This window comes from Enterococcus sp. AMC1252 (genome assembly GCF_058216515.1).
In genome coordinates, this window is sequence record NZ_CM177097.1 from 835,314 (window position 1) to 859,290 (window position 23,977).

23 protein-coding genes and 1 pseudogene are annotated in these 23,977 nt (G+C 34.5%); 18 read left to right on the forward strand and 6 right to left on the reverse strand.

Annotated features, from left to right (window positions below):
* Positions 1–22: 22 nt before the first annotated feature.
* The gene (locus AC4BB5_RS03805; protein WP_490458079.1) at positions 23–676 is read left to right on the forward strand and encodes an HAD family hydrolase; all 654 of its coding nucleotides are present in this window, start codon (positions 23–25) and stop codon (positions 674–676) included.
* A 65-nt stretch (positions 677–741) separates the two neighbouring features.
* Here the strand turns inward: AC4BB5_RS03805 and AC4BB5_RS03810 are convergent, their stop codons facing one another.
* Positions 742–1,242, reverse strand: a complete 501-nt coding sequence (locus AC4BB5_RS03810; RefSeq protein ID WP_490458080.1) for a cupin domain-containing protein — start codon at positions 1,240–1,242, stop codon at positions 742–744.
* A gap of 59 nt (positions 1,243–1,301) precedes the next feature.
* A complete protein-coding gene (locus AC4BB5_RS03815) occupies positions 1,302–1,670 on the reverse strand; it encodes a hypothetical protein (RefSeq protein WP_490458081.1) in 369 nt (122 codons plus the stop codon).
* Positions 1,671–1,878: 208 nt separating this feature from the next.
* Between AC4BB5_RS03815 and nox the strand changes: the two genes are divergently transcribed.
* The 8 genes and pseudogenes from nox (at position 1,879) to AC4BB5_RS03855 (ending at position 9,517) form a co-directional block, all read left to right on the forward strand.
* The gene (gene nox / locus AC4BB5_RS03820; RefSeq protein WP_490458082.1) at positions 1,879–3,216 is read left to right on the forward strand and encodes a H2O-forming NADH oxidase; all 1,338 of its coding nucleotides are present in this window, start codon (positions 1,879–1,881) and stop codon (positions 3,214–3,216) included.
* Positions 3,217–3,799: 583 nt separating this feature from the next.
* A pseudogene (gene mltG, locus AC4BB5_RS03825) lies at positions 3,800–4,903 on the forward strand (endolytic transglycosylase MltG); the annotation flags it as partial.
* Positions 4,904–5,154: 251 nt separating this feature from the next.
* Positions 5,155–5,628, forward strand: coding sequence for a transcription elongation factor GreA (gene greA / locus AC4BB5_RS03830; protein ID WP_490458083.1), 474 nt, complete (start codon positions 5,155–5,157; stop codon positions 5,626–5,628).
* 186 nt (positions 5,629–5,814) lie between these two features.
* Positions 5,815–6,546 carry a cell wall-active antibiotics response protein LiaF gene (gene liaF / locus AC4BB5_RS03835; RefSeq protein WP_490459022.1) on the forward strand — a complete coding sequence of 244 codons (732 nt, stop codon included), beginning with the start codon at positions 5,815–5,817 and terminating at the stop codon, positions 6,544–6,546.
* A complete protein-coding gene (locus AC4BB5_RS03840; protein ID WP_490458084.1) occupies positions 6,543–7,646 on the forward strand; it encodes a sensor histidine kinase in 1,104 nt (367 codons plus the stop codon). Before liaF ends, AC4BB5_RS03840 begins: the two co-directional genes overlap by 4 nt.
* A complete protein-coding gene (locus tag AC4BB5_RS03845) occupies positions 7,621–8,253 on the forward strand; it encodes a response regulator (RefSeq protein ID WP_490458085.1) in 633 nt (210 codons plus the stop codon). Before AC4BB5_RS03840 ends, AC4BB5_RS03845 begins: the two co-directional genes overlap by 26 nt.
* 170 nt (positions 8,254–8,423) lie before the next feature.
* Positions 8,424–9,089 carry a potassium channel family protein gene (locus AC4BB5_RS03850; RefSeq protein WP_490458086.1) on the forward strand — a complete coding sequence of 222 codons (666 nt, stop codon included), beginning with the start codon at positions 8,424–8,426 and terminating at the stop codon, positions 9,087–9,089.
* Between the two features lie 116 nt (positions 9,090–9,205).
* Complete coding sequence (locus tag AC4BB5_RS03855) at positions 9,206–9,517, forward strand: HesB/YadR/YfhF family protein (protein WP_490458087.1); 312 nt, start codon at positions 9,206–9,208, stop codon at positions 9,515–9,517.
* Positions 9,518–9,677: 160 nt separating this feature from the next.
* Here AC4BB5_RS03855 and AC4BB5_RS03860 read toward each other — a convergent pair whose 3' ends face one another.
* Positions 9,678–11,165 (reverse strand): helix-turn-helix domain-containing protein, encoded by a 1,488-nt coding sequence (locus AC4BB5_RS03860; RefSeq protein ID WP_490458088.1) that lies wholly within the window; start codon positions 11,163–11,165, stop codon positions 9,678–9,680.
* A gap of 411 nt (positions 11,166–11,576) precedes the next feature.
* Between AC4BB5_RS03860 and AC4BB5_RS03865 the strand changes: the two genes are divergently transcribed.
* A complete protein-coding gene (locus tag AC4BB5_RS03865; RefSeq protein WP_490458089.1) occupies positions 11,577–12,515 on the forward strand; it encodes a glycosyltransferase family 2 protein in 939 nt (312 codons plus the stop codon).
* 57 nt (positions 12,516–12,572) lie between these two features.
* Here the strand turns inward: AC4BB5_RS03865 and AC4BB5_RS03870 are convergent, their stop codons facing one another.
* From AC4BB5_RS03870 to AC4BB5_RS03880, 3 genes are all read right to left on the reverse strand, one after another.
* Positions 12,573–13,535 (reverse strand): phosphoglycerate dehydrogenase, encoded by a 963-nt coding sequence (locus AC4BB5_RS03870; RefSeq protein ID WP_490458090.1) that lies wholly within the window; start codon positions 13,533–13,535, stop codon positions 12,573–12,575.
* Positions 13,536–13,625: 90 nt separating this feature from the next.
* Complete coding sequence (gene ispG / locus AC4BB5_RS03875) at positions 13,626–14,717, reverse strand: flavodoxin-dependent (E)-4-hydroxy-3-methylbut-2-enyl-diphosphate synthase (RefSeq protein ID WP_490458091.1); 1,092 nt, start codon at positions 14,715–14,717, stop codon at positions 13,626–13,628.
* Between the two features lie 143 nt (positions 14,718–14,860).
* Complete coding sequence (locus tag AC4BB5_RS03880; protein WP_490458092.1) at positions 14,861–15,673, reverse strand: DUF1189 domain-containing protein; 813 nt, start codon at positions 15,671–15,673, stop codon at positions 14,861–14,863.
* 167 nt (positions 15,674–15,840) lie between these two features.
* On the opposite strand from AC4BB5_RS03880, the gene AC4BB5_RS03885 reads away from it, so the two are divergent.
* The 8 genes from AC4BB5_RS03885 to AC4BB5_RS03920 all read left to right on the forward strand — a co-directional run bounded on the left by AC4BB5_RS03885 (position 15,841) and on the right by AC4BB5_RS03920 (position 23,976).
* Positions 15,841–16,449, forward strand: coding sequence for a superoxide dismutase (locus AC4BB5_RS03885; RefSeq protein WP_490458093.1), 609 nt, complete (start codon positions 15,841–15,843; stop codon positions 16,447–16,449).
* A 129-nt stretch (positions 16,450–16,578) separates the two neighbouring features.
* Positions 16,579–17,553: a diaminopimelate epimerase gene (dapF, locus tag AC4BB5_RS03890; RefSeq protein ID WP_490458094.1), complete on the forward strand. Its 975-nt coding sequence runs from the start codon at positions 16,579–16,581 to the stop codon at positions 17,551–17,553.
* A gap of 93 nt (positions 17,554–17,646) precedes the next feature.
* Positions 17,647–18,462, forward strand: coding sequence for a hypothetical protein (locus AC4BB5_RS03895; protein ID WP_490458095.1), 816 nt, complete (start codon positions 17,647–17,649; stop codon positions 18,460–18,462).
* Positions 18,463–18,597: 135 nt separating this feature from the next.
* Positions 18,598–19,428, forward strand: coding sequence for a YveK family protein (locus tag AC4BB5_RS03900; protein WP_490458096.1), 831 nt, complete (start codon positions 18,598–18,600; stop codon positions 19,426–19,428).
* A gap of 11 nt (positions 19,429–19,439) precedes the next feature.
* Positions 19,440–20,141 (forward strand): CpsD/CapB family tyrosine-protein kinase, encoded by a 702-nt coding sequence (locus tag AC4BB5_RS03905; RefSeq protein WP_490458097.1) that lies wholly within the window; start codon positions 19,440–19,442, stop codon positions 20,139–20,141.
* Positions 20,142–20,166: 25 nt separating this feature from the next.
* A complete protein-coding gene (locus AC4BB5_RS03910) occupies positions 20,167–20,931 on the forward strand; it encodes a tyrosine-protein phosphatase (protein WP_490458098.1) in 765 nt (254 codons plus the stop codon).
* A 19-nt stretch (positions 20,932–20,950) separates the two neighbouring features.
* Positions 20,951–22,759 carry a polysaccharide biosynthesis protein gene (locus tag AC4BB5_RS03915; RefSeq protein WP_490458099.1) on the forward strand — a complete coding sequence of 603 codons (1,809 nt, stop codon included), beginning with the start codon at positions 20,951–20,953 and terminating at the stop codon, positions 22,757–22,759.
* Between the two features lie 11 nt (positions 22,760–22,770).
* Complete coding sequence (locus AC4BB5_RS03920; RefSeq protein WP_490458100.1) at positions 22,771–23,976, forward strand: DegT/DnrJ/EryC1/StrS family aminotransferase; 1,206 nt, start codon at positions 22,771–22,773, stop codon at positions 23,974–23,976.
* Position 23,977: the final 1 nt, after the last annotated feature.

Sequence of the window (23,977 nt, forward strand, 5' to 3'; positions counted from 1 at the left end):
AATAAAAGAAAGCGAGTTTCTCATGATATATAAGACAATTTTATTTGATTTAGACGGAACTATTACCGATTCTGGTGAAGGGATCATTCATTCTGTAACCTATGCATTAAAGAAAATGAACTTAACTGTACCTGGTCAAACCGAATTGTATTCTTTTATTGGACCGCCTTTAAATGATACGTTTAAACATTTATATCATTTAGATGATCCGTTGACGGATCAAGCTGTATGCTATTACCGAGAATACTACCAAGCAAAAGGAATGTATGAGAATCGCATATATGAAGGTATCCCTAACGTATTAGCTGATTTAAAGCAATTTGGCTGTAATTTATACATTGCAACCTCTAAACCAGAAATCTACGCAAAACAAATCTTGGCTTATTTTGATTTAGAACATTATTTTGAGGGGATTTATGGTGCTAGTTTAGACGGTATAAGATCAAAAAAAGGTGAGGTCATTCGTTATGCTTTAAACGAAGCGAAGCTCACTAAGTTAGAAGAGATAGTAATGATTGGTGACCGCAGTCATGACATACTAGGCGCAAAAGAAAATGGGGTGGCTTCTATTGGTGTATTATATGGGTTTGGAAATCAAAAGGAACTAGAAACCGCGGGTGCTAGTTACATTGCTGCAATACCTAAAGACATAGAAGATATCATTACAAAAGGGTAAATCAAAAAGAAGAGCTTCTTGCCTGTTTCAGACATAGAAAAGCTCTTCTTTTAAACTATACGTCGTCACGGCAATTGATCATACGCAAGTTGTTCGATAATATTTTGGTGCTCTGGATAGAGCGCATTTAACTGCTTCTTTGTAAATAATTCAAAATCTTGGTAGTCAAATCCAGGAGAAACCATACAGCTTACTAAAGCGAATTCTTCATCCCCGTCTATAGTTGATCCAAAAATCACATTTTTAGGCACAACTGCCTGCAATACTTCCCCATTTTCCAAGTCAGTTCCTAATTGAATCTTTTCATATCGACCATTCGGGTGTAATAAATGAATACTCAAAGTTGAACCAAAGTGATAATACCAGACTTCATCTGAGGCTAAGCGATGGAAGTGAGAAGGATTGCCTTTCGTCAATAGAAAATAAATGCTTGTATAATAAGGACGCGTTGCATTAGCTGATACTTGTAACGATTGCTCCGAACATAAAACTCGCTTAAAGTATCCGCCCTCTGGATGGGCTTCTAACTGAAGCTGTTTTATCCAGTAATCTTGATTTTTTTCCATGATCATTCCTCCAAGTTAAAAGTAGTTTGACGATTGTTAAGAAAATTTAAAAGTATTAACTATAGTGCAGTTGTCTCATCTAATGCTTTATTTAAACGTTTCATTTGGTCTTCAGTGAAATATAGCCGGCCTTTTTCCCTGATTTTATCTATCATTGACAGCTCAACAAGTGGCGGGAATTCTTCGACATACCTAACAAAGGCTTCCAAACCGTCATCATTTGCTTCAAAATGATTTTCAGTATCTGGAATTGTCTTTTCTAAGATTTCTTCTAATTCTGTTTGAGAAGCTGATGATATTTTAGTGGAAACATCTGACGCGCTAGTTTTCGTATTTTTGACTTCTTTTTCAGTTGCTGAAGCGCAAGATATTAAAAAGAAAGCCATTGACCCAGATAGCAAGCCTAACACTAATTTTTTTTTTCGCATAATTTACTTGACCCCTTTCAGTAAGTTCATTTTACCTGTTATTTTGTTAAAAATGAATCTTTATTTTTTTAAGGTAGAATATTTATGATGATTTAGTGAAAAAAATGAGAGTTTCTCAAATATTTTAATGGAATGGTGATAAATTGATAAAAGAAAACCCTTTCTTACGTTATAATTAAGTTCAATAAATCACATGAAGGAGAGTCTTATGAGCAAAATAAAAACAGTTATCGTAGGTGCCAATCATGCAGGAATTGCTGCAGCAAACACATTGTTGGATACTTATCCAGATCAAGAAGTAGTCATGATCGACCGAAACACGAATCTTAGCTATCTAGGTTGCGGTACAGCACTATGGGTAGGACGCCAAATTGAATCATACGAAAATCTATTTTATACAAATAAGGATGCCTTTGAAGCTAAAGGTGCTAAAATTTATATGGAAACTACTGTAGAAAAAGTCGATTTTGCTAAAAAAACAGTATACTGTAAAACACATAACGGTGAAGAATTTACAGAAAGTTATGATAAATTGATTTTAGCTACAGGATCGGCGCCGATTAACCCAGATATTCCAGGAAGAGATTTGAAAAATGTTGAATTCTTAAAACTTTTCCAAGATGGTCAAACTGTAGATGCCGCTATGGCAAAAGCGGAAATAAAAACAGTTGCAGTGATCGGAGCAGGTTACATTGGTGTTGAGATTGCAGAAGCTGCCAAACGACGTGGTAAGAATGTTCTATTATTTGATGCAGCACAGAGATGTCTACCAAATTACTATGACAAATGGTTCACAGATGATATGGATAAAGTCCTAGCCGATAATGGGATTGAACTACATTATGATGAATTGGCAAAAGAATACAAAGGGACAGAAAAAGTTGAGTCTATCGTAACCGACAAAGGAGAATATGCTGTAGATTTAGTCATAAATGCGATTGGATTTAGACCAAACAATGGCTTAGGCAAAGATCATTTGAAGTTATTTGCCAATGGTGCATATCTTGTTGATCTTCATCAACAAACAAGTGATCCTGATGTTTATGCAGTAGGAGATTGTTCGACGATTTTCTCAAATGCTGTACAACAAACAACTTATATTGCTTTAGCGACAAACGCTGTTCGTTCGGGAATCGTAGCGGCGCATAACGTTGGTGGTACACCTTTAGAATCGATTGGTGTTCAAGGTTCAAACGGAATTTCTATTTTCGGCTATCATATGGTTTCTACAGGCTTGACAGTGCAAGAATCAGAAAAAATAGGTTTGAAAGTAAAGCATACTGAATTTGAAGATTTACAAAAACCTGGATTTATGAAAGAAAATAATAAAGTGAAAATAAGAATTGTATATGAAGAAGGATCTAGGCGTATCGTTGGAGCTCAGATGGCCTCATATGAAGACATTTCAATGGGAATCCATATGTTCTCTTTGGCAATCGAAGAAAAAGTAACGATCGACAAGCTGAAATTACTAGACATTTTCTTTTTGCCACATTTTAATCAACCTTATAATTATATTACAATGGCAGCACTAAGCGCTGAATAATTAAAATTTAGAGAGCCCAAGACAAACCTAAAAATCGGTTTTGTTTTGGGCTCTATGCATGAATAAATAGCAAAAGAAGAAGCAATCTCTTTGGAAATGGTCTTATGCTCCAACCACTATTATTTAGACTAATGAAGAAAACAAATCTTACAAGTTAGTGACTTTTCTCTAAAAAAGTTTAAATTTAAAAAGCTTTCATGTATAATGGTAAAAGTTAAAGAAGATACATAGAAAGTAAGGAGGATTTGTTTTGGCAGAAGATAACCAAAATAATCAAGATCATTCCAAGTCTTCATTCAAAGATCAGGTCTTGCGTTCTTTGCGCGGAGAAGAGATTGAGAATGAGGAATCAGCTTCTTCTGAACATAATGCTCAGAATCTATCACAGCATAACGAAGCAGAATATAATCGGGCATACCGTTTCCAGTCAGATGATCAAGAGGAACTAGCAAAGCCGGATGAAATAGAAACAGTTGGTTCTCGTAGTTCAGAGCACCATGCAAGCCGAGCTGAAAAAACGAGCGATTCGTCAGAATCTGACAACACACAGAGCCCTAAAGAGGATAATTTCAACAACCGTACTAGAAAGAAAGAAGACCGTATTGTTAGCCGAATCGTGTTGATCGTTGCATCAGTTTTGTTATTAGTGATTGCAATTTTTGGCTTCACTTTTTATAAGTATGTCAATGCAGGATTACAACCACTCGATAAAAAAGATACGAAACTGGTTCAAGTACACATTCCAGAAGACTCGTCGAATAAAAAGATTTCCAATATTTTAGAAGATAGTAAAGTCATCAAAAGCGGAATGGTCTTCAATTATTATGCAAAATTTAAAAATTTGACTGATTTTCAGGCTGGTTACTATCAAATGTCACCAAACATGACGTTAGATGAGATCGGTGCACTTTTAAGAGAAGGCGGAACAGCTGAACCGACACAGCTAGCTGATGGAAAAGTCACGATACCAGAAGGCTTCGATATTGATAAAATCGGAGATGCTATCGAAACAAATACTGATTTCAAGAAAAATCAATTTATTGAACTGATGAAGAATCAAGCATTCTTTGATACGATGAAAGAAAAATATCCGGAGTTATTAGGTAGTGCAGCTGAGGCAGGCGATGTTCGTTATCGCTTTGAAGGTTACTTATTTCCGGCAACTTATGACTACTACAAAGATGCTAAGCTAGAAGATTTTGTCGACCAAATGATTGCGAAGTCTAGTAGTGTGATCGAACCGTTTATTCCAATGGTTCACGCTAAAGGAATGACAATCCAGCAAGTGCTAACGCTCGCTTCATTGGTAGAAAAAGAAGGCGTGAAAGAAGAAGATCGTAAAAAAATTGCTCAAGTTTTCTTTAATAGAATTGCAGCTAATATGCCGTTGCAATCAGATATTTCCATTTTATATGCTTTAGGTGAACATAAAGAATTGGTCACCTATAAAGATTTAGAAGTTGATTCACCTTACAACCTTTATAAAAATACTGGCTATGGACCAGGACCTTTCGATAGTCCTAGTGAACAAGCAATCAATGCTGTTTTAAATCCAATCCCAAATAATTATCTTTACTTTGTTGCTGATATTTCAACTGGAAATGTTTATTTTGCAGAGACATATGAACAACATCAAGAATTTGTGGACAAATATGTAAATAACACAGAAACTGAAAAAAGTGAATAGCTTTTAAGTTTGCGTATCCTATTACGAGCCAACCTATAATTTAGGCGGCTCGTTTCGCTTTACTATTAATTCAGCACAGGAGAACTATGAGAGATGGCTCTACTATAAGAAAAGTCTATCGTATTTATAAAAATTAAGGGAATATTATTTACAATTTGCTTAAAGCGTGGTACTCTTTTGTGGATTGAAAGCGGAATTTTTCAATGAAAATAAAATAAAACATTGTAGTAAGTTTAGAAGGAGAAATTAACATGGTAGAAAAAGTATTTCCTATGACACTCGAAGGAAAAGAAAAATTAGAACAAGAATTAGAAGAATTAAAAACAGTTAAACGAAAAGAAATCGTTGAACGTATAAAAATTGCAAGAAGCTTTGGTGATCTATCAGAGAACTCTGAGTATGAATCAGCTAAAGACGAGCAAGCTTTTGTAGAAGGACGAATCACAACCTTAGAAAATATGATTCGTTTTGCACAGATCATTGACAATGGTGGTGTTGATTCAGACGAAGTTTCTATTGGAAAAACAGTGACATTTGTTGAACTACCTGATGGAGATGAAGAAGAATACACTATTGTAGGTAGTGCAGAAGCAGACCCATTTTCTGGTAAAATTTCAAACGATTCGCCAATTGCACAAGCATTGATCGGTAAACGCTTGAACGATCAAGTTGCTATTGCAACTCCAGGTGGAGATATGCAAGTAAGAATCATAAAAGTTGGCTAACAAAACAATTGATAAGAACAAAGGGCGGGCCAAAGCTACTATTAGCTTTGACTTGCCCTTTAAACCTGAATGGATAATGAAATAGTAAAAAAATTAGGGCTAAAGTCCTATAGTAAAATGGGGCTTTAGCAACTAACATTAATATGGGAATCAAGGTATACTAATTTCATAGGAAGGGGGATTATGATGAATAACCCATGGCGTTTTTTTATTGTAGTAGAAGCATTACTTTTTATATTGGCTTTATGGCAAATTATACATAACCCGGGTCTAGCTGTTTTATTAGTATTGGGTATCTTAAGTGCGGTATATGCAATGAAAAAAGTTCATCGTAGTAATTTCAATAACTTTCAACTAGTGTTAGGAATTATCTTTATCTTGATTGGAGTAATGAATAGTCCGGCATTTTGGTTGATGTTGGTATTTGGTGTCCTGTTTATTGGTTTAAAAGGTGTTGAAATCGCCGGTGTTGATATCACACAGCGAGCACCATGGAGAAAGAAACAAATGATCATGGTCGAAACCACAAATGTTGAACCGAAAAGTGGTCGCCGTTTCAAACGTCCTTGGTTTGCTAATGAGCGTATTGGGAGTAACGTTTACGAATGGAATGACATCAATATTGATATTCTTTCTGGGGATACGATCGTTGATCTAGGCAATACGTTATTGCCTAAAGATGATAGCATTATCATTATACGTAAAGGCTTTGGCCGGACGAGAATCTTGGTTCCGTTAGGTGTTGCGGTGATGTTGGAACATTCAACTTTCTATGGAAATGTTAACTTTGAAGAAGAAAAATACCATCTGAAAAATGAGTCTTTAAAAGTCTACAGCAATGACTATGACACGAATAACCGTCGATTAAAAATTATCACAAATACATTAGTCGGGGATCTAGAGGTGATTCGTGTATGATGGGTAAGATGTCTCGACAGATGCTTTCTTTGTACGCTTCTTGCAGTACTTTTATCGTTGTTTTACTTACACTATTTTCATACTTTCATTCAATCAAGCAGAAAAATTGGATGTTGGAATTACTTCAAAGGAAAGTATTTTACATTCCTTTGATTTTCCATATGCTCTTGATTTCTCTTTTAGTCGGGTTATCAACATTTTTACTCGTATCTATTGTACAAAAATCACAATATGGTAGAATTGAAGAAAAACTTCGTTTGTTGGCTAGAGGCAGCTATGAAAATCCAGCTCTCACTAACAATGTACCACATGCAAGCAACGATCAATATATCGGTGAAGTTGACCAAGATATTTTAAAAATTAGAACGAAATTATTGGAAATGTCTAAAGAATTGCAATTATTAAATAGCCGTCCTCAGTTAATGGATGGAGAAACGAAAGAAGAAATTCTAGAAGAAGAACGCCATCGACTAGCTAGAGAGTTGCACGACTCAGTTAGTCAGCAGTTATTTGCGGCAATGATGATGTTATCTGCATTAAATGAACAAGCCCATCGAAGTGAGACTCCGGAAATGTTCCGTAAGCAATTGGTGATGGTAACAGATATTATTAATGCTTCGCAATCGGAGATGCGTGCATTATTGTTACATTTACGTCCAGTAAGTTTAGAAGGAAAAAGCTTACGTAAAGGGATAGAGCAATTGCTAAAAGAATTGCAAACCAAAATCAAGATCGAATTGACTTGGGACGTTGAAGATGTCCATTTGAATAACAGCATTGAAGATCACCTTTTTAGAATTGTTCAAGAGTTGCTTTCCAATACGTTACGCCATGCTAAAGCAAAGGAACTTGAAGTTTATTTACATCAAGTAGATAAAAATGTGTTGTTGCGTTTAGTCGACGATGGTGTTGGTTTTGATATGAGTGAGAATGATAATAAAGCCGGCAGCTACGGTTTAAAAAATATTCGTGAACGTGTTGCTGGTATGGGCGGTATCGTTAAAATAATCAGTTTCAAAGGTCAAGGAACAAGTGTTGAGATCAAAGTGCCTGTAATAAAGGAGGAATTAGCAAGTGATCAAAGTAATGTTAGTGGATGACCATGAAATGGTACGATTGGGCGTATCCTCTTATTTATCGATTCAAGAAGATATTGAAGTAATCGGAGAAGCTGAAAATGGCCAGATTGGCTATGAGAAAGCGTTAGAATTAAGACCTGATGTGATTCTAATGGATTTAGTTATGGATGTAATGGATGGAATCGAGTCAACAAAAGCAATCTTAAAAGATTGGCCGCAAGCGCGAATCATCATTGTTACCAGTTTTATAGATGATGAAAAAGTATATCCAGCAATTGAGGCCGGAGCTGCTGGTTATCTGTTGAAAACTTCAACAGCTCATGAGATTGCGGATGCTATTCGTGCAATTTCTAGAGGAGAACGTGTTCTAGAACCAGAAGTAACAACAAAAATGATGGAACGCTTAACGAAAAAACACGAACCTGTATTGCATGAAGACTTGACGAATCGTGAACATGAAATTTTGATGTTGATTGCCAAAGGCCGCAGCAACCAGGAAATTGCAGATGAATTATTTATCACACTTAAAACAGTTAAAACCCATGTTTCAAATATTTTAGCTAAATTAGATGTTGAAGATCGTACACAAGCTGCTATTTATGCATTTCAGCATGGATTGGCAAAATAAAAAGAAATTTAAAGTGAATAAGATAAACTTGATTAGTTTGTCTTATTCACTTTTTTTGTATAACGAGAAATGAGAAGATAAGGATCACAATAAAATAGAAAGACTGTTTCTGTTCAATTGTCTATCCGTTTGTTATACTTAAATTAAATTTAAAACTAGGAGAAGTTAACATGAAGCAAAATTTTGCAATTATTGGTCTAGGGAGATTTGGCGGCAGCATTTGTCAAACATTGATTGAATCTGGTCAAGAAGTTTTAGCGATTGATAGTAACGAAGATCGAGTAAACGAATATATGAATATAGCGACACACGCAGTCGTAGCAAATGCCCAGGATGAAGCGACTTTGCGTTCTTTAGGTATTCGCAATTTTGATCATGTTGTCATTGCTATTGGTGAGGATATTCAAGCGAGTATTTTGGTTACGTTAATGGTCAAGGAAATGGGTGTACCAAATGTTTTGGCTAAAGCTGTAAATGAATACCATGCAAGAGTGTTAGAAAAAATTGGTGCTGATTTAGTGGTTCATCCTGAAAGAGATATGGGAATCAGGGTAGCACATAAATTAGTTTCTAGAAATATTTTAGACTATATTGATTTATCAAATGAAGTATCTTTGGCAGAAGTTCGTGTCTCTAATCCAAAATTTTATGGTAAAACATTAGGCGATTTAAATTTCCGTCAGCGTTTTGGTTTGACGGTCGTTGCTATACGACGTTCAAAATCTGAGGTCATCGCATCTCCTGCGGCAGAAGAGATGGTCAGAGAAAATGACAATTTATTAGTCGTAGGTGAAACAGACGATGTTGATTTATTGGATGAAAAGATGAATGAATAGACACAAGCAGTTTATTCCCTGAAAATTAGACTATATGCTAAAATGACAAGGAGTGATATAGCTTTAGTCTCAACTTATAGAGATTGAGATGCTTTTATGTTAGGAGGAAATTGCAGATGAAATTAACAATCACGTCACGTGCACAACAATGGTTCAAAGATGAAATTGGTGTCACTTCAGATAGTGGTATTCGTTTTTATGGTAAAATTTATGGTAAAACAGATGTTCATGAAGGTTTTTCAATCGCAATGTCTGTGGAAGCGCCAGATCAACCATTAGTCAAAGAAGTAATCAATGGAATTACTTATTTTATTGAAGAGACAGATGATTGGTTTTTTAAAGGATATGATTTATTAGTGGATTATGATGAAGAAAAAGACGAACCTAAATATAAATTTGCTGAAAACAAAGAAGACCTGAAACAATAGGTTAACCAGTGTTTAAATTATTTGGAAAGAAAAATAGAGTGAGTAAGACAAAATTAATTGTCAGTGTACTCTCTAACTCTGAATAAACGCAGCTCCTTCGGCTTACTTGCGAAGGAGCTGAATTCTTGTAAGAAACAAAAAGCATCTAGTTGTAGCTGTGTCAATTAGCTAAAGAAGAAGTTTTTGCTGTATATTTTTTATGTAACGTATCAATGAGTATCACTTGATAATCTAATGCGGGGGATAATGGAATTACTTGAAAATTACCATTGTCTTTAATTCTATCTGGTATCAAAAGTTTTGATGCCGCTATGTAAAAATCGTAGTCATCCTCAGAGGTTGAAGAAACAAAAGAAACTGAAACAAAAGAAATTTGTTCTAAAAAATCAAAAAGAGATTGTAAAAAAATAGCGTTCGGTGATAAAATGATGCCGACATTCAATTGATATTTTGGATTGCTCCGTTCATAGAATGGAAGCAATAAAAATGAACAAATATAAGTCAAGTCTTCTAAACAATTTTTTATCCAAGTAAATTCAGGAGTCAAGATGATTTGGTTAAAGAATTCTCTCACTTTCGCAGAGAGAGGCTTATATAATGGATTTTGTTCTTTTATACACGTCTCCATAAAGTTGATAGCAAGTGGTAGTGAATCTTTTATGACGTAGTGATTGAGGCATGTAGTGAAAATGTTGATATTCAATACTTCTCTTTCTTCGCTAGACAGTTTATTTTCTGTGAATAAAGGCAGATAAAAATTTTCAAAACGTTCAATCAAATTAGTTAGAGGTTGCTGCTCGCTATTCATGTATTCTTTTACATAGATGATTCTAGGGTCATCTGCATAAAAATAAATATTCCAGTAAAACATCATAAAGGAAAGAAAAGTAGATTCTCGTTCTATGTAGTGCTGAGGTAGATTTATTTTCTCTAATTTTTTAATAAAGGATGTGTTTACTTTAGGAAAAGTTAGTTGTTTGAATGGAGGTTCGATAATGAAATGTTTCTTTTGGATACGCAATTGAGAAATCGTTGTCAACAAATACCATTCTCTAGGTTCCGTATAGGTCATCCATTTACGATCTTCTGGATCAAATAAATCAAATCCTCGTTTTGTTTCATCTAATGCTAAAAATAGATCTTCTCCATATGATGCAATCCAAAAGAAGTTTAAATAAACGATACGAATCAAATTTTCTTTTCCTGTTAGCTGAAGTTTTGAACAGTTCAACTGAATATCGAAAGCCTTTAAATAATTAATCAATGGTTGAAGTCTTCGGATAATCGATGCACGGCTAATAAAATGATCTCTACAAAAATTTTCTATTGTGTAATTTTTCTCTAGAATTGTTGCAAGTAAAAATTTATAAGGTAAACTTTTGCGAAATAGAAATTGTGAATATGGAATATCACGTAACTTGGATAAATCAATATGTACTTTCCCTTGGCCATTTAATAGCTCAAGTCCTTGTTTCTCCATGAGATCTTCATGGATTTCAGAGAACAAAGAGTTTAAACGGGCATAGGAAAAATCTGTAAACTGTTCAAAATAGTGAACGCTATATGTACCATTTGTAGTGCTCAATAACTGATTAAAAACACTGATTTTGCGTTGTGCAACATCATCTAATAAAATGTCTTCTAGCATATTTAGTCTCCCTTTAATAATTAATTATGATTTTTAGAATAGTCAAAAGTTATATATTTCACAAAAATGAATATATTATATGGAAAATTATTCGCTATATATATAATAACCATTTGTTCGATAGATATCAATTGAAAATTAAACATAAAACAAAAGTGTAATAATTATTTAAAGTTACATTAATAATATTTTTAATTTTTAATCGCTATATTTATTAAGGTTTGTGGAGTTTTAATACTGCGAGAATTAAAATATGTGTGTTATTTATATTAAGTAAATTTATTTTAAATAGTTATATTTTTTCTATAGTGAAAACATCGGAATAAGTAGAAATGTCTACTCATATTTTCATTACTCTGGTGTAGATGTATGCTATAATCAACAAATAATACTTTTTTTGGAGGAAATTTCATGCTATCAATTATTGTTCCTTGTTACAATGAAGAGGAATCCATTCCATTGTTTTTTGAAGAAGTGGAGAAAGTGAGTTCACAAATTCAACATGACATAGAATACATATTTATTAACGATGGGTCGAAAGATCAAACATTAAATACACTGAGAAAATTATATAAAGAGTATCCTGAAAAAGTTCGTTTTCTTTCTTTTTCTAGAAATTTTGGAAAAGAAGCAGGGTTGTATGCTGGACTTAAAGAGTCAAAGGGTAGTCTAGTCACAGTGATGGATGTGGATTTACAAGATCCTCCGGAATTGTTGCCTAAAATGATTCAAATGTTAGAGACGAATAAAGAACTAGATTGTATCGGTACAAGACGAGGTGACCGTGAAGGAGAACCGCCTATTCGGAGTTTTTTTGCTAAAATGTTTTATCGTCTAGTCAACAAAATTGGTGAAACAGAGATGGTCGATGGTGCTAGAGACTTTCGCTTGATGACACGGCAAATGGTCGATGGAATTTTAGAATTGACAGAATATAATCGTTTTTCAAAAGGAATTTTCAGCTGGGTAGGATTTAATACAGAATATCTTTCTTACGAGAATCGTGAACGAGTAGCTGGATCTACTTCATGGTCTTTTTGGAGTTTGTTGAGTTATTCTATCGATGGGATCGTCAATTTTTCAGAAGCGCCTTTGAATCTGGCTTCTTATGTGGGTGCTTTCTCATGTATAGGATCAGTTATTGCGATGTTTGTTATTTTCTTTAGAACAATTATCAAAGGCGACCCTACCAGTGGGTGGCCGTCTATGGTTTGTATTATTTTATTTGTTGGAGGCCTGCAATTGCTTTGCCTTGGAATCATCGGAAAGTACATTGGTAAAATTTTCTTGGAAACTAAAAAACGCCCGATTTATCTTGTTAAAGAAACAGAAAAAGATCAAAAACAATAATAAAAATACTGACTCGAAACTATCTATTACTAGTGATTCGAGTCAGTATTTTTATTATTAATAACCTTGTTTTAAAACTATCTCATTTTTAGCTAAAGTATGATCCTTTAAATATTGATCGAGATTTTGTATAAATATATTCAATAATTTTGTTTTGAATTTAGGTGTCACACCAGAGATGTGAGGAGTGATCAAAACGTTTTCCATTGTCCAAAGTGGACTGCTTTCAGGTAAAGGTTCCTCTTCAAAAACATCTAACGCGACAAAACTTAGTTGACCTGTATTCAATGCGTGAATCAAATCATTTGTATTAACAGAAGCGCCACGTCCGACATTTACAAAAATAGTACCTGGTTTCATTGCAAGAAACATTCTTTCGTTATACAGTTGATAAGTGTCATCAGTCAGAGGAAGAATATTCACAACAATATCCATCTCGTTCACGATCCGACTCATATTTTTATGAGAATAGCACTCGATAAAACCGTTAGTGACATGGCCAGACGTGTTGACTCCGTAAGTTTGGATACCTAATCCTTGCGCAAAGACAGCGAGCTGTTGTCCGATGCGTCCGGTTCCGACAATCAGCATTTTTTTCATAGATAGTTGTTGATAGGCAATATTGTTGGTAGTCCATTCTTTCTTTGACTGATTGTTGATACTGGCACGAATACCTCTAAACTCAGCCAATAAAACACCTAAAACATATTCTGAAATTGAAATACCATGAATACCACTGGCGTTGGATAATAAAATTTCTTTTTCAAAAAAACGGTCTAAATCAAATGTATCCACACCAGCGGAAACAGATTGAACCCACTTCAAACGACTTGTTCCTGAATCAAGCAAACGCTGACCCAAGATTTTGTCCCAACCTAACATGATCTCAATATCATCCTCAATTATTTGCGGTGATTCTCTCTTAGCATCGATGATTCTATAATCAGGCGCACTTCGCCTAATTGTTTCAACTTGTTCTTCTTTCATCTGTTCGTAAAGATAGATTAACGGTTGTTCCATGTCGATTCCCCCTCGCCAGTCTATTGTAACAAAAATACACTGCAAACAAAAAAAGATTGAACTTTTCAATCTTTTTTAAGAACATGCAAATTATATTTTTTCACCACGAGCGTATGCAGCTGCAAGAATATCGACTTCTTTTTTTAATTCGTCGACCATTATTTCTTCAGGAACTGTGCGAATGATTTTACCTTTTTTGAAAAGCATCCCTTTACCATTACCGCCGGCAATACCAATATCTGCTTCACGAGCTTCACCTGGGCCATTAACAGCACAACCTAAAACAGCCACCTTGATTGGAGCTTTGATCTTTTCGATGTATTCCTCAATTTCATTCGCAATTGGGATCAAATCAATTTCGATTCGTCCACAAGTTGGGCAAGAAATCAAAGTGGCAGCGTTGCTTGCCAAACCAAAAGCTTTTAGGACTTCTTTCGCGACCTTGATCTCTTCTACGGGGTCAGCTGAAAGCGAAACACGACAAGTATTTCCAATTCCTCGAGAAAGCAATGCACCAAGACCTGCTGCAGATTTCATTCCGCCAGAAAATTTTGTTCCAGCTTCTGTAATTCCTAAATGCAAAGGATAATCAAAAGTTTGAGCAGCTAAAGTATAGGCTTCAATAGCCAAGTTAACATCACTCGCTTTTAAGGACACAATGATATCATAAAATTCTAAATCTTCAAGTATTTTTATATGTTCAACTGCACTAGCAACCATCGCTTCAGCAGTTGGATAACCATATTGTTGCAAGAATTTTTTCTCTAAAGAACCAGCGTTGACTCCAATTCTGATCGGAATCCCTTTGGTTTTACATGCGGTTACAACTTTTTCTACACGATCCTTACGTCCGATATTTCCTGGATTGATCCGAATCTTATCAACACCTTGTTCAATTGCTTTTAGTGCTAAACGATAGTCAAAATGAATATCAGCAACTAAAGGAATCGAAATCTGACTTTTGATAGCGCCTAATGCGTCAGCAGCAGCTTCATCTGGAACTGCCACACGAACGATTTGACAGCCTGCGTCTTCTAGCCGTTTGATTTGAGCTACTGTACCTTCAACATCATGCGTTTTTGTTGTACACATACTTTGAATAAATAGCTCATCACTGCCACCGATTATTAACTCTCCAACTTTAACTTGACGTGTATTTTTACGATGAGTCAATTCTCCCATAATGCATTCTCCCCTTAATACGCTACTATTATTTTGATTACTAAAGCTTAATAAGTGTCATTCATGGTCTATCTTAACACAATTCTATAAAACTGAGAATGTAAGAAAAGGTTAAGATACAATCAACTGCTTTTGACTTAGGTTTAAGCTAAAGGTGGCTCTTGATGCTCTTCTTTACGAATAGCAAAGAAGAATATCAATAAAGAGATGAACACAATCAAAAAGCTATCATCAAAAGACGGATTGATAAAATGAAGAACACTACTGACGATCACAGGGAGTGTCGCACAATAAGTTGAAATCTTTAGGCAATCTAAAAAACGTAGTTTATACAAACGGATTTTGCTATATAGATTAGCCCCAATTGTAATCATCAGTAAATTAACTATCAAGTTAATGAAAGTAGGATACAAAGTAAAGATAAAAACAACTAACTTTATCCAAAAAGGGACGCTAGCCTCATCTAAAGATTTTTTTAAATTATCACTATTTAATCCATCCAGTGTCCCTTTGGAATAAGGTACTTCAAATTGATTGGCTCCCAGTAGCGAATCTGCAGCGCCAGAGTTAGGTAAAGCGACAACAAATTCCTCTTGTAAGAAGCCTAAACCTACAGCATTACCAACCGAATCAGCTGTTACGTCATCAAGCGATCGTCTTCCATCAGGATCAAAGGTGAATATGATAGAGTTTGTCTGATAAATAAATCCTTCAGCATCATCTGCTGTTTGGAGCTTTCCATCAGTAATGTTAAACTCAGGCAACTTTGCAGCAATTTTTTGTCCATCACTTTTGATGTCCTGCATTATGGAAAATATTTGTTTTGTTATAGGAAGGGCAAGAATAATACTTAAAAAAACAACATATAAAATGACTTTCCAAAACGGCATTTTTTTTGCCTGATGGAGATCAGTTAACTGAAATAATGAGTGTTTAAAAAGTGTAAATGAGTTCATAAATTCTCTCCTGACTTGAAATTGAGTATACACGTCATTTTAAAGGAGTTAACAGGGAAAAACAAGTTTATACCAAACTTTGTAAGCAATTACTTTGAAGGTTGCCATAAAATCTGTTATGCTATAAATGTATGAAACTTTATACTTAATTAATGGAGGGATTTTTTATGACTTACACTTTGCCAGATTTACCTTATGCTTATGATGCATTAGAACCTTATATTGATGTAGAGACAATGCATTTACATCACGACAAACACCATAACACGTATGTGACAAACTTAAATGCTGCAATCGACAAACATCCTGAACTTGGCACAAAATCAATCGAAGATTTAATTGCTGACATGGATAGCATTCCAGAAGATATTCGTACAGCTGTACGCAATAATGGTGGTGGACATGCAAACCATTCATTCTTTTGGGAAATCATGGCACCTAACGCAGGTGGCACGCCAACAGGTGATATCAAAGATGCAATCGATTCTACATTTGGTAGCTTTGATAAATTAAAAGAAGAATTTAAAACAGCTGCAACTGGACGCTTTGGTTCAGGATGGGCATGGTTAGTTTTAAATAACGGCAAACTAGAAATTACTTCAACACCTAACCAAGATTCACCTTTAATGGATGGTAAAACACCAGTTTTAGGTTTAGATGTTTGGGAACATGCTTACTATTTAAATTACAAAAACGTACGTCCGGATTACATTGATGCTTTTTGGAATCTTGTAAACTGGGATGAAGTTAACAAACGTTTCGCTGCAGCTAAATAATCAGGAAAAAGAATATTTATAAACTTTTTGAGGAAAACAGTAAAATACACTGTTTTCCTCTTTTTGTTTGTGGCATACTAATAGTTAGGAATAAAAACCAGTAAACACAGAGAGCAAAGGAGTTTTGTCATGGATATAAGTATGCAGAAAGTTCATGGATCGGAAAATGATTTCTTTTTAATTGATGAAATGCAATTAGAGCGTCCACTTACCGATAAGGAAATCGATGATTTACGCATGTTTTTGTGTGATAGAGATGCTGGGCTTCTGAATGGAGCAGATGGTCTACTATTAGTAGAAGAAGTTGCAAAAGGAGAGTCACTAGCTAAAATGCGTGTAATCAATAGTGATGGTAGTGAAGCGAGTATGTGTGGGAATGGGTTGCGCACGGTTGCTAGATATTTGGCTGAAAAATATAATAAAGAATCCTTTACTGTGGAGACCATGTTTGCAGATCTTAAAGTACGCAAAGCCCCTCAATTAGCGGAAAATATAGTAACCTGTCAAGTGGAAATTTCACCAGTCCGTTTTGAAACAACAGCGCTTCCAATGGAAATTAAAAAGAATACAATCATTAATGAATTGATTCCAGAATTATCTAGTAAATTAAAATTTTCAGCTGTAGCAGTTCCTAATCCACATCTGATTACTTTTGTAGATCATCAAACACTGATGGGCAGAGAATTTGAGCAGATTGCAACATATGTAAATGGAGATAATCCATTATTCCCAGATGGAGTCAACGTAAGCTTTGTAGAAGTGTTAGGGGAAAATCAAATTTTTGTACGAACTTTTGAGCGTGGAGTAGGCTTTACTAATGCTTGTGGAACAGCGATGTGTGCGAGCAGTTTGATGTATGTATTGTTGTATGATGGTGAATTTAATGAAACCATCACTGTTAAAAATACTGGTGGTATGGTAAAAACGGTGGTGCATGAAGAAGATTCAGATGGTTATTGGATGGAATTGATAGGAAATGCGACTGTTACACATCTGATATCTGGTACATTGCTTGAGATTAGCCAAGGGCAATTTGAAAATTTACGTATTATAGAAACTACTGAACAAGCAGAGTATCTAGCATTTTTAGAATCAATAAAATAGACGATTAGCAGACATGCAAGGTTGGTATGTCTAATTTGCAATAATAAACACAAGTTGGTTGTGAAAAGAGAGGTATTTAAAAGGAGTGTAATTGTGATAAAAAGAAGTTGGGTTGGTAAAATTATTTATATAATTGTTATTATATGTTCAATTAGTGTCTGTTTGTTAGGAATACGATTAAATGCTAGTCAAGAACAACAAAGAAAAGTCGACTACGCAAAATCAACAATAAAAAATGAAGCTGTAAGAATCAAACGGCTGAATAAACAAACTGATCAATTGTATCAAAATGATCAAGAAGAATTTTTAATAGAGCCAATAGAGAGCGAAAAAATAAAAGATATTGAAAGAGATATCATTACATTGAAGACTGAAGCAGTAGATTTTGGACTGAAAAATAAAGATTTTTCAATAGACACATCCGAAGTAAGCCAAGGTAAAAAAGAACTATTGGCTAAAATAGCAGATGTTAAAACTAAAAATGATATCCAAAAACGAATAAGTATCCTGCTTGATCAAGCGCCGGCTGACTGGACAGTAGAAAACAGTGATATTGTTATAAAAGAAAATACAACTGCAGAGAAAATTTTACAGATACGAAATGATGTTTCCAAAATGAACAATCAGTGGAGCGGTGCAATCACTGCTGTATTAAATCAAATGGATGATCAAATTAAGCAATACAATGACATGAAACAATCCATTACTGAAATGAATCATGATGGAGTATTGACGAGTAGTGCAACTATTGAACACTTTATTTTTATTTTCAATCAGCTATCTGAGATTAAAAATGAAACATTGAAAAAAGAGTTATCAGATAAATTGGATGTAATTGATAAGCTGCTAGAAAAACAAGCAAATGGTGATTCAGTAATTGAACAAGAAGAAGTTCAGCCAAGTGAATAGCATCGGCAAAAAACGTTATCTATCAATTATTTCAATAATTGTTGAAATAATTGATAGTGCATTCTTTGGAAATAACCTTGTACTTGATTCAACTAGAATTTATAATTATTTGTATGTAGTTAATTGGAGGAAAAAATGGAAGAGACAATCAGTTTACAGGAATTAATTGGAGTATTAAAGAAACGTATTGGTTTAATTATTGTCAGTATGTTTTTAGGCTTAGGTATTGCTGGAATGTTAACTTATTTTGTGATTACGCCTAAATATAGTTCTCAAGCTCAATTAATTGTTCGATTACCGCAAAATGAAACAACGAATGTCAATGATATCAATGGAAATTTGCAAATGATCAACACATATAAAGACTTGATCAAAAGTGATACTGTGATGACGGAAGTACAACAACGAATGAAAACAGAGCATGAAAATGATTTATCAGTTGAAGAGCTAGGTGCAAGTATTTCTGTAAACCAGTCACAAAACTCACAAATGTTTTCTATTGTTTCTAAAGTGACAGATCCAATAGTCGCACAAAATATCGCCAATCAAACAGCTTTAGTTTTTCAAGAACAAGCTAAAGATATGCTGAATGTGGATAAAATCACGATTATATCAGCAGCAACTGCCAATGTGAACCCAGTTTCACCAAATAATAAGATAAACTTGATTATTGGATTGGCTTTAGGTGTTATGTTCGGAATCGCTGTATCGTTCATTTTAGAATTATTTGATAAAACGATCAAAGATGATAGTTTTGTGGAAGATGAACTTGGTTTTACATTACTAGGTGTTGTTCCTAATATGACAACAAAAGAGTTAAACGCAAAAGTTGTCCGCACACCGTCAGAATCCTTTTCTTCTGACTCAAGATATCCAAATAGAGAAGTGCCCAGACCAGTATCAAAAGAAAATATCAAACCAGATAACTCTACACCGCCAGCACGTAGAAGTCGTCCGCGAGTTTAAAGGAGTATAGAATGACAAATAAAGTAAGAACTCAAAAAAAACAGAAAACCAAAGCAGTAAGTTTAATTACTTTAACTGATAAGTCTTCACCTATTTCAGAACAATATCGAACGATCAGAACGAATATCCAATACGCTATGGTAGATAGAGATCTAAAAACATTAGTAATCACATCGTCAGGTCCAAGTGAAGGAAAATCTACTACTTCAGCTAACTTAGCTATCGTATTTGCTAATTCAGGTAAGCGTGTATTATTGGTAGATGCAGATATGCGTAAGCCAACAGTGGCAAAAACATTTTCTTTGGATAATATCCGTGGGTTAAGTACTTTATTGGGTAGTCGTGAAACAGTTTTGCATCAAGTGGTTCAAACTTCTGGTGTTGATAATTTATTTTTAATGACAAGTGGACCTAAACCACCTAATCCTTCAGAATTATTGGATTCTAGACGGATGAAAGAATTGATGTTGGAATTAAAACAACAGTATGATTTAGTGATTTTTGATATGCCGCCTGTCATGGCTGTGACTGATGCACAAATCGTATCATCGAAATCAGATGGAACGATCTTAGTTGTCCGTGAAAATGTTTCAAAAAGAGATTCCTTATTGAAAGCCAAAAGTTTATTAGAACTAGTAGATGCGAATATTTTAGGTGTTGTGTATAACGGATCTAAAAATATAGCAGATCAAGGCTATTATTACGGTTCATAATAGACAGTAGGAAAGGAAAAAGCCAATGATTGATTTACATTGCCATATATTGCCAGGAATTGATGACGGTGCACAAACAATCGATAATTCGCTTGATATGGCTAGGATGGCTGTTAAACAAGGAATTACCCATATTCTTTGTACACCTCATCATAATAATGGCAGATACGATAATCCTGCTGCTCAGGTAATTGCTCATGTGGCGGATTTGCAGAAAGAATTAGATCTTCGGAGTATTCCACTTACCCTATTCGAAGGACAAGAAGTGCGAATCAGCGGAGAATTATTAGAGCAAATCCAGACAGGGGATATTTTATTTACGGATCTTGAGAATCGCTATATTTTGATTGAATTTCCTACTAACGATATTCCCGCATATACAGAACATTTATTTTTTGAATTGTTAAAAGCAGGTCATACGCCAGTTATCGTTCATCCGGAAAGAAATAGTAAATTTATTCAAGATCCTAATAAACTGCTACCGTTTTTAGAGATGGGAGTATTGACCCAACTTACGGCTCCAAGTTATGTTGGTGTTTTTGGAAAGCAAATTGAAAAAATCGCAAAACAGATGGTTTCACATAATATGATCTATATGATGGCTTCGGATGCACATAACATTAATAAACGTGGTTTTTTTATGAGAAAAGCTTACGAGGCGATTGAAAAAGATATGGGCATTGAACGTGTAGAAGCAATGAAGCAAGTGGCTAGAGATATTTTAAATGGGGATAATATAAAAAGACTGGAGTTTAAAGCGATTCAGAAGAAAAGGTTTGGTTTTTTATAAGAAAGAGTGGTTGTGAAAGATGTCAAGAAGGGCAAAAGTGTTGGTGTTACTGTTAGTTGATTCACTAATAATTATATTAGCGAATATATTTTCTTATTTTTACTTATTACCGTATGTTGAAATTACATATACTTTTTTGATTAAAGCTATTATTATACAGTTGGTATTGTATATCTTTTTTGGCCTTTTTTTAAAAGTATTTACGCGCATCAATCGTTATACAAACATAAGCGAGATGGGTGCTATCTTTGGTGCGACAAGTGTGACAGCTGTTATCGAATTTATTTTTTTATCAGTGACAGATAATTTTTACAGTCGTCGTTTTATTTTATTAACATATTTATTGTCTACGTTTTTTATTATATCAAGTCGTTTAGCTTGGCGATTAATTATTGAATATCAAAATAGAAGATGTTCACTGAACAATGGCGCTAAAAGAACTCTTATTATTGGAGCAGGTGAAGCTGGAAGAGTATTATTAAACAGTTTGGTCAATTCTACGACGAATGGAGATATTGGTGTTATTGGTTTTATTGATGATGCCCCAGATAAGTTCCATACGTATTTGGCAGGTGTCCGTGTTTTAGGAACTGTTGAGCAAATTCCTTATATTGTCGAATCTTATGATATAGAAATGATAACAATTGCTATTCCTTCTCTGCAGCCAAAGGAATTACAGAGGATTTTGGAATTGGTAACGCCTCTAGGCCTACCAATTAACTCTATGCCTGCACTGGAAGAAGTAGCTTCTGGAAATATTACAATTTCTAGATTAAAAAAAATTGATGTTGTCGATTTGTTAGGACGTGAAGAGGTTAAACTAGACATGATTCAACTAACTGATCAGCTGACATCTAAAGTTATACTGGTAACAGGTGCAGGAGGATCTATCGGGTCAGAGATTTGTCGTCAAATAATGAAGTTTTCCCCTAAAAAATTATTGCTTTTGGGACATGGAGAAAATTCTATTTATCAGATTGAAAAAGAATTAAAACGCCTCTTTTGTGCGCTTGATACAAAGATTATTCCAATCATTGCTGACGTTCAGGATAGAGAAAGAATATTCCAAATTGTTGAACAATATAGACCAGATAATATATATCATGCAGCTGCCCATAAACATGTCCCACTAATGGAAGAAAACCCAGTAGAAGCAGTTAAAAACAATGTATTCGGCACAAAAAATGTTGCTGAAGCAGCCAAAGAATATAATGTTGAAAATTTTGTGATGATATCTACCGATAAAGCGGTAAATCCTCCTAATGTGATGGGTGCTACCAAACGTATTGCAGAGATGATAGTCACAGGTTTGAATGATAAAGGCAATACAAAATTTTGTGCAGTAAGATTTGGCAATGTATTAGGGAGCCGTGGTAGTGTAATCCCTGTTTTTAAAGAGCAAATTAGAGCAGGGGGCCCGATTACTGTAACTGATTTTCGAATGACTCGCTATTTTATGACAATACCAGAAGCTAGCCGTTTAGTTATTCAGGCAGGAGCATTAGCAAGAGGTGGAGAAATATTTATTTTAGATATGGGGGAACCCGTAAAAATATATGATTTAGCTAAAAATATGATCAAGTTAAGTGGTTATAGAGAAGATCAAATAAATATTGTAGAAAGTGGCGTACGTCCAGGTGAAAAGTTATTTGAAGAATTGTTGGTAAATAAAGAAAAAAATGACGAACAGGTATTTGATAAAATTTTTATTGGTAATGTTAAAGGGTTTGAATTTGAAAAAGTAATCTCATTTGTTAATAGTTTATCATTGAATGAAAAAGTTACAGCTAAACAAGTGATAGAATTTGCGAATGAATCAAGTAAGTAAAAGGAGATATTATGAAAAATATACCGTTTTCGCCACCAGATATAACAGATAGAGAAATAGAAAGTGTAGTTGAAGTTCTTAAATCCGGCTGGATCACAACAGGGCCTAAAACGAAAGAATTTGAAAAAAAAATATCTGAATATTGTGGGACTGAAAAAACTATTTGCTTGAATTCAGCTACTTCTTCTATGGAAATGTGTTTAAGAATGTTAGGAGTTGGGCCAGGGGATGAAGTAATCACTTCTTCATACACTTATACCGCTTCGGCAAGTGTGATTGATCATATTGGGGCAAAAATAGTTCTAGTTGATACTGAAAAAGATAGCTATCATCTATCTATAGAATCGCTTGAGAAAGCAATAACTTCAAGAACAAAAGTCATCATCCCAGTCGATATTGCGGGAGTAATGTGCGACTATGAGGGACTTTTTAAATTAGTTGAAGATAAGAAAAAATTATTTGTTGCTAATAATGATATCCAATCCGTATATGATCGAATAATTATTCTTGCGGATGCAGCACATTCTTTCGGAGCCACATACAACGGAATCAGATCAGGAGCTGTTGCTGACTTTACTAGCTTCTCCTTTCATGCTGTAAAAAATATAACCACGGCCGAGGGTGGAGCTTTGACGTGGAAATCCATTGATATGAAAATAGATGAGTTAATCTATCAAAAGATCAATACATTATCACTTCATGGTCAGACAAAAGATGCTCTTGCTAAAAACAAGTTAGGTGCATGGGAATATGATATTATAGAGCCTGCTTTTAAATGCAATATGACTGATATACAAGCAGCTTTAGGGCTAATTCAACTTGAAAGATATCCTGATTTGTTGTCTAAAAGAAAAAAGTTAATTGAACTATATGAATCAACTTTAAAGGAAATTGACAAAATAAGTATGTTATCCCATTACAATGAAACACATATGTCGAGCGGTCATTTATGTCTTACTAATATAAGAGATTTAGATGAGCGAAAAAGAAATCAAATCATAACTGAAATGGCTGAAAAGGGAGTAGCGACCAATGTTCACTATAAACCACTACCTTTATTAACAGCATATAAAAAAATAGGATTTAAAATAACTGATTATCCTAATGCTTTTAACATGTATCAGTCTGAAATTACTTTGCCGCTGAATACAAAAATGACTGAGGACGACATAATATATGTAGCTGAGAAATTAACGAATATTGTGGTAAGGAGCTGAA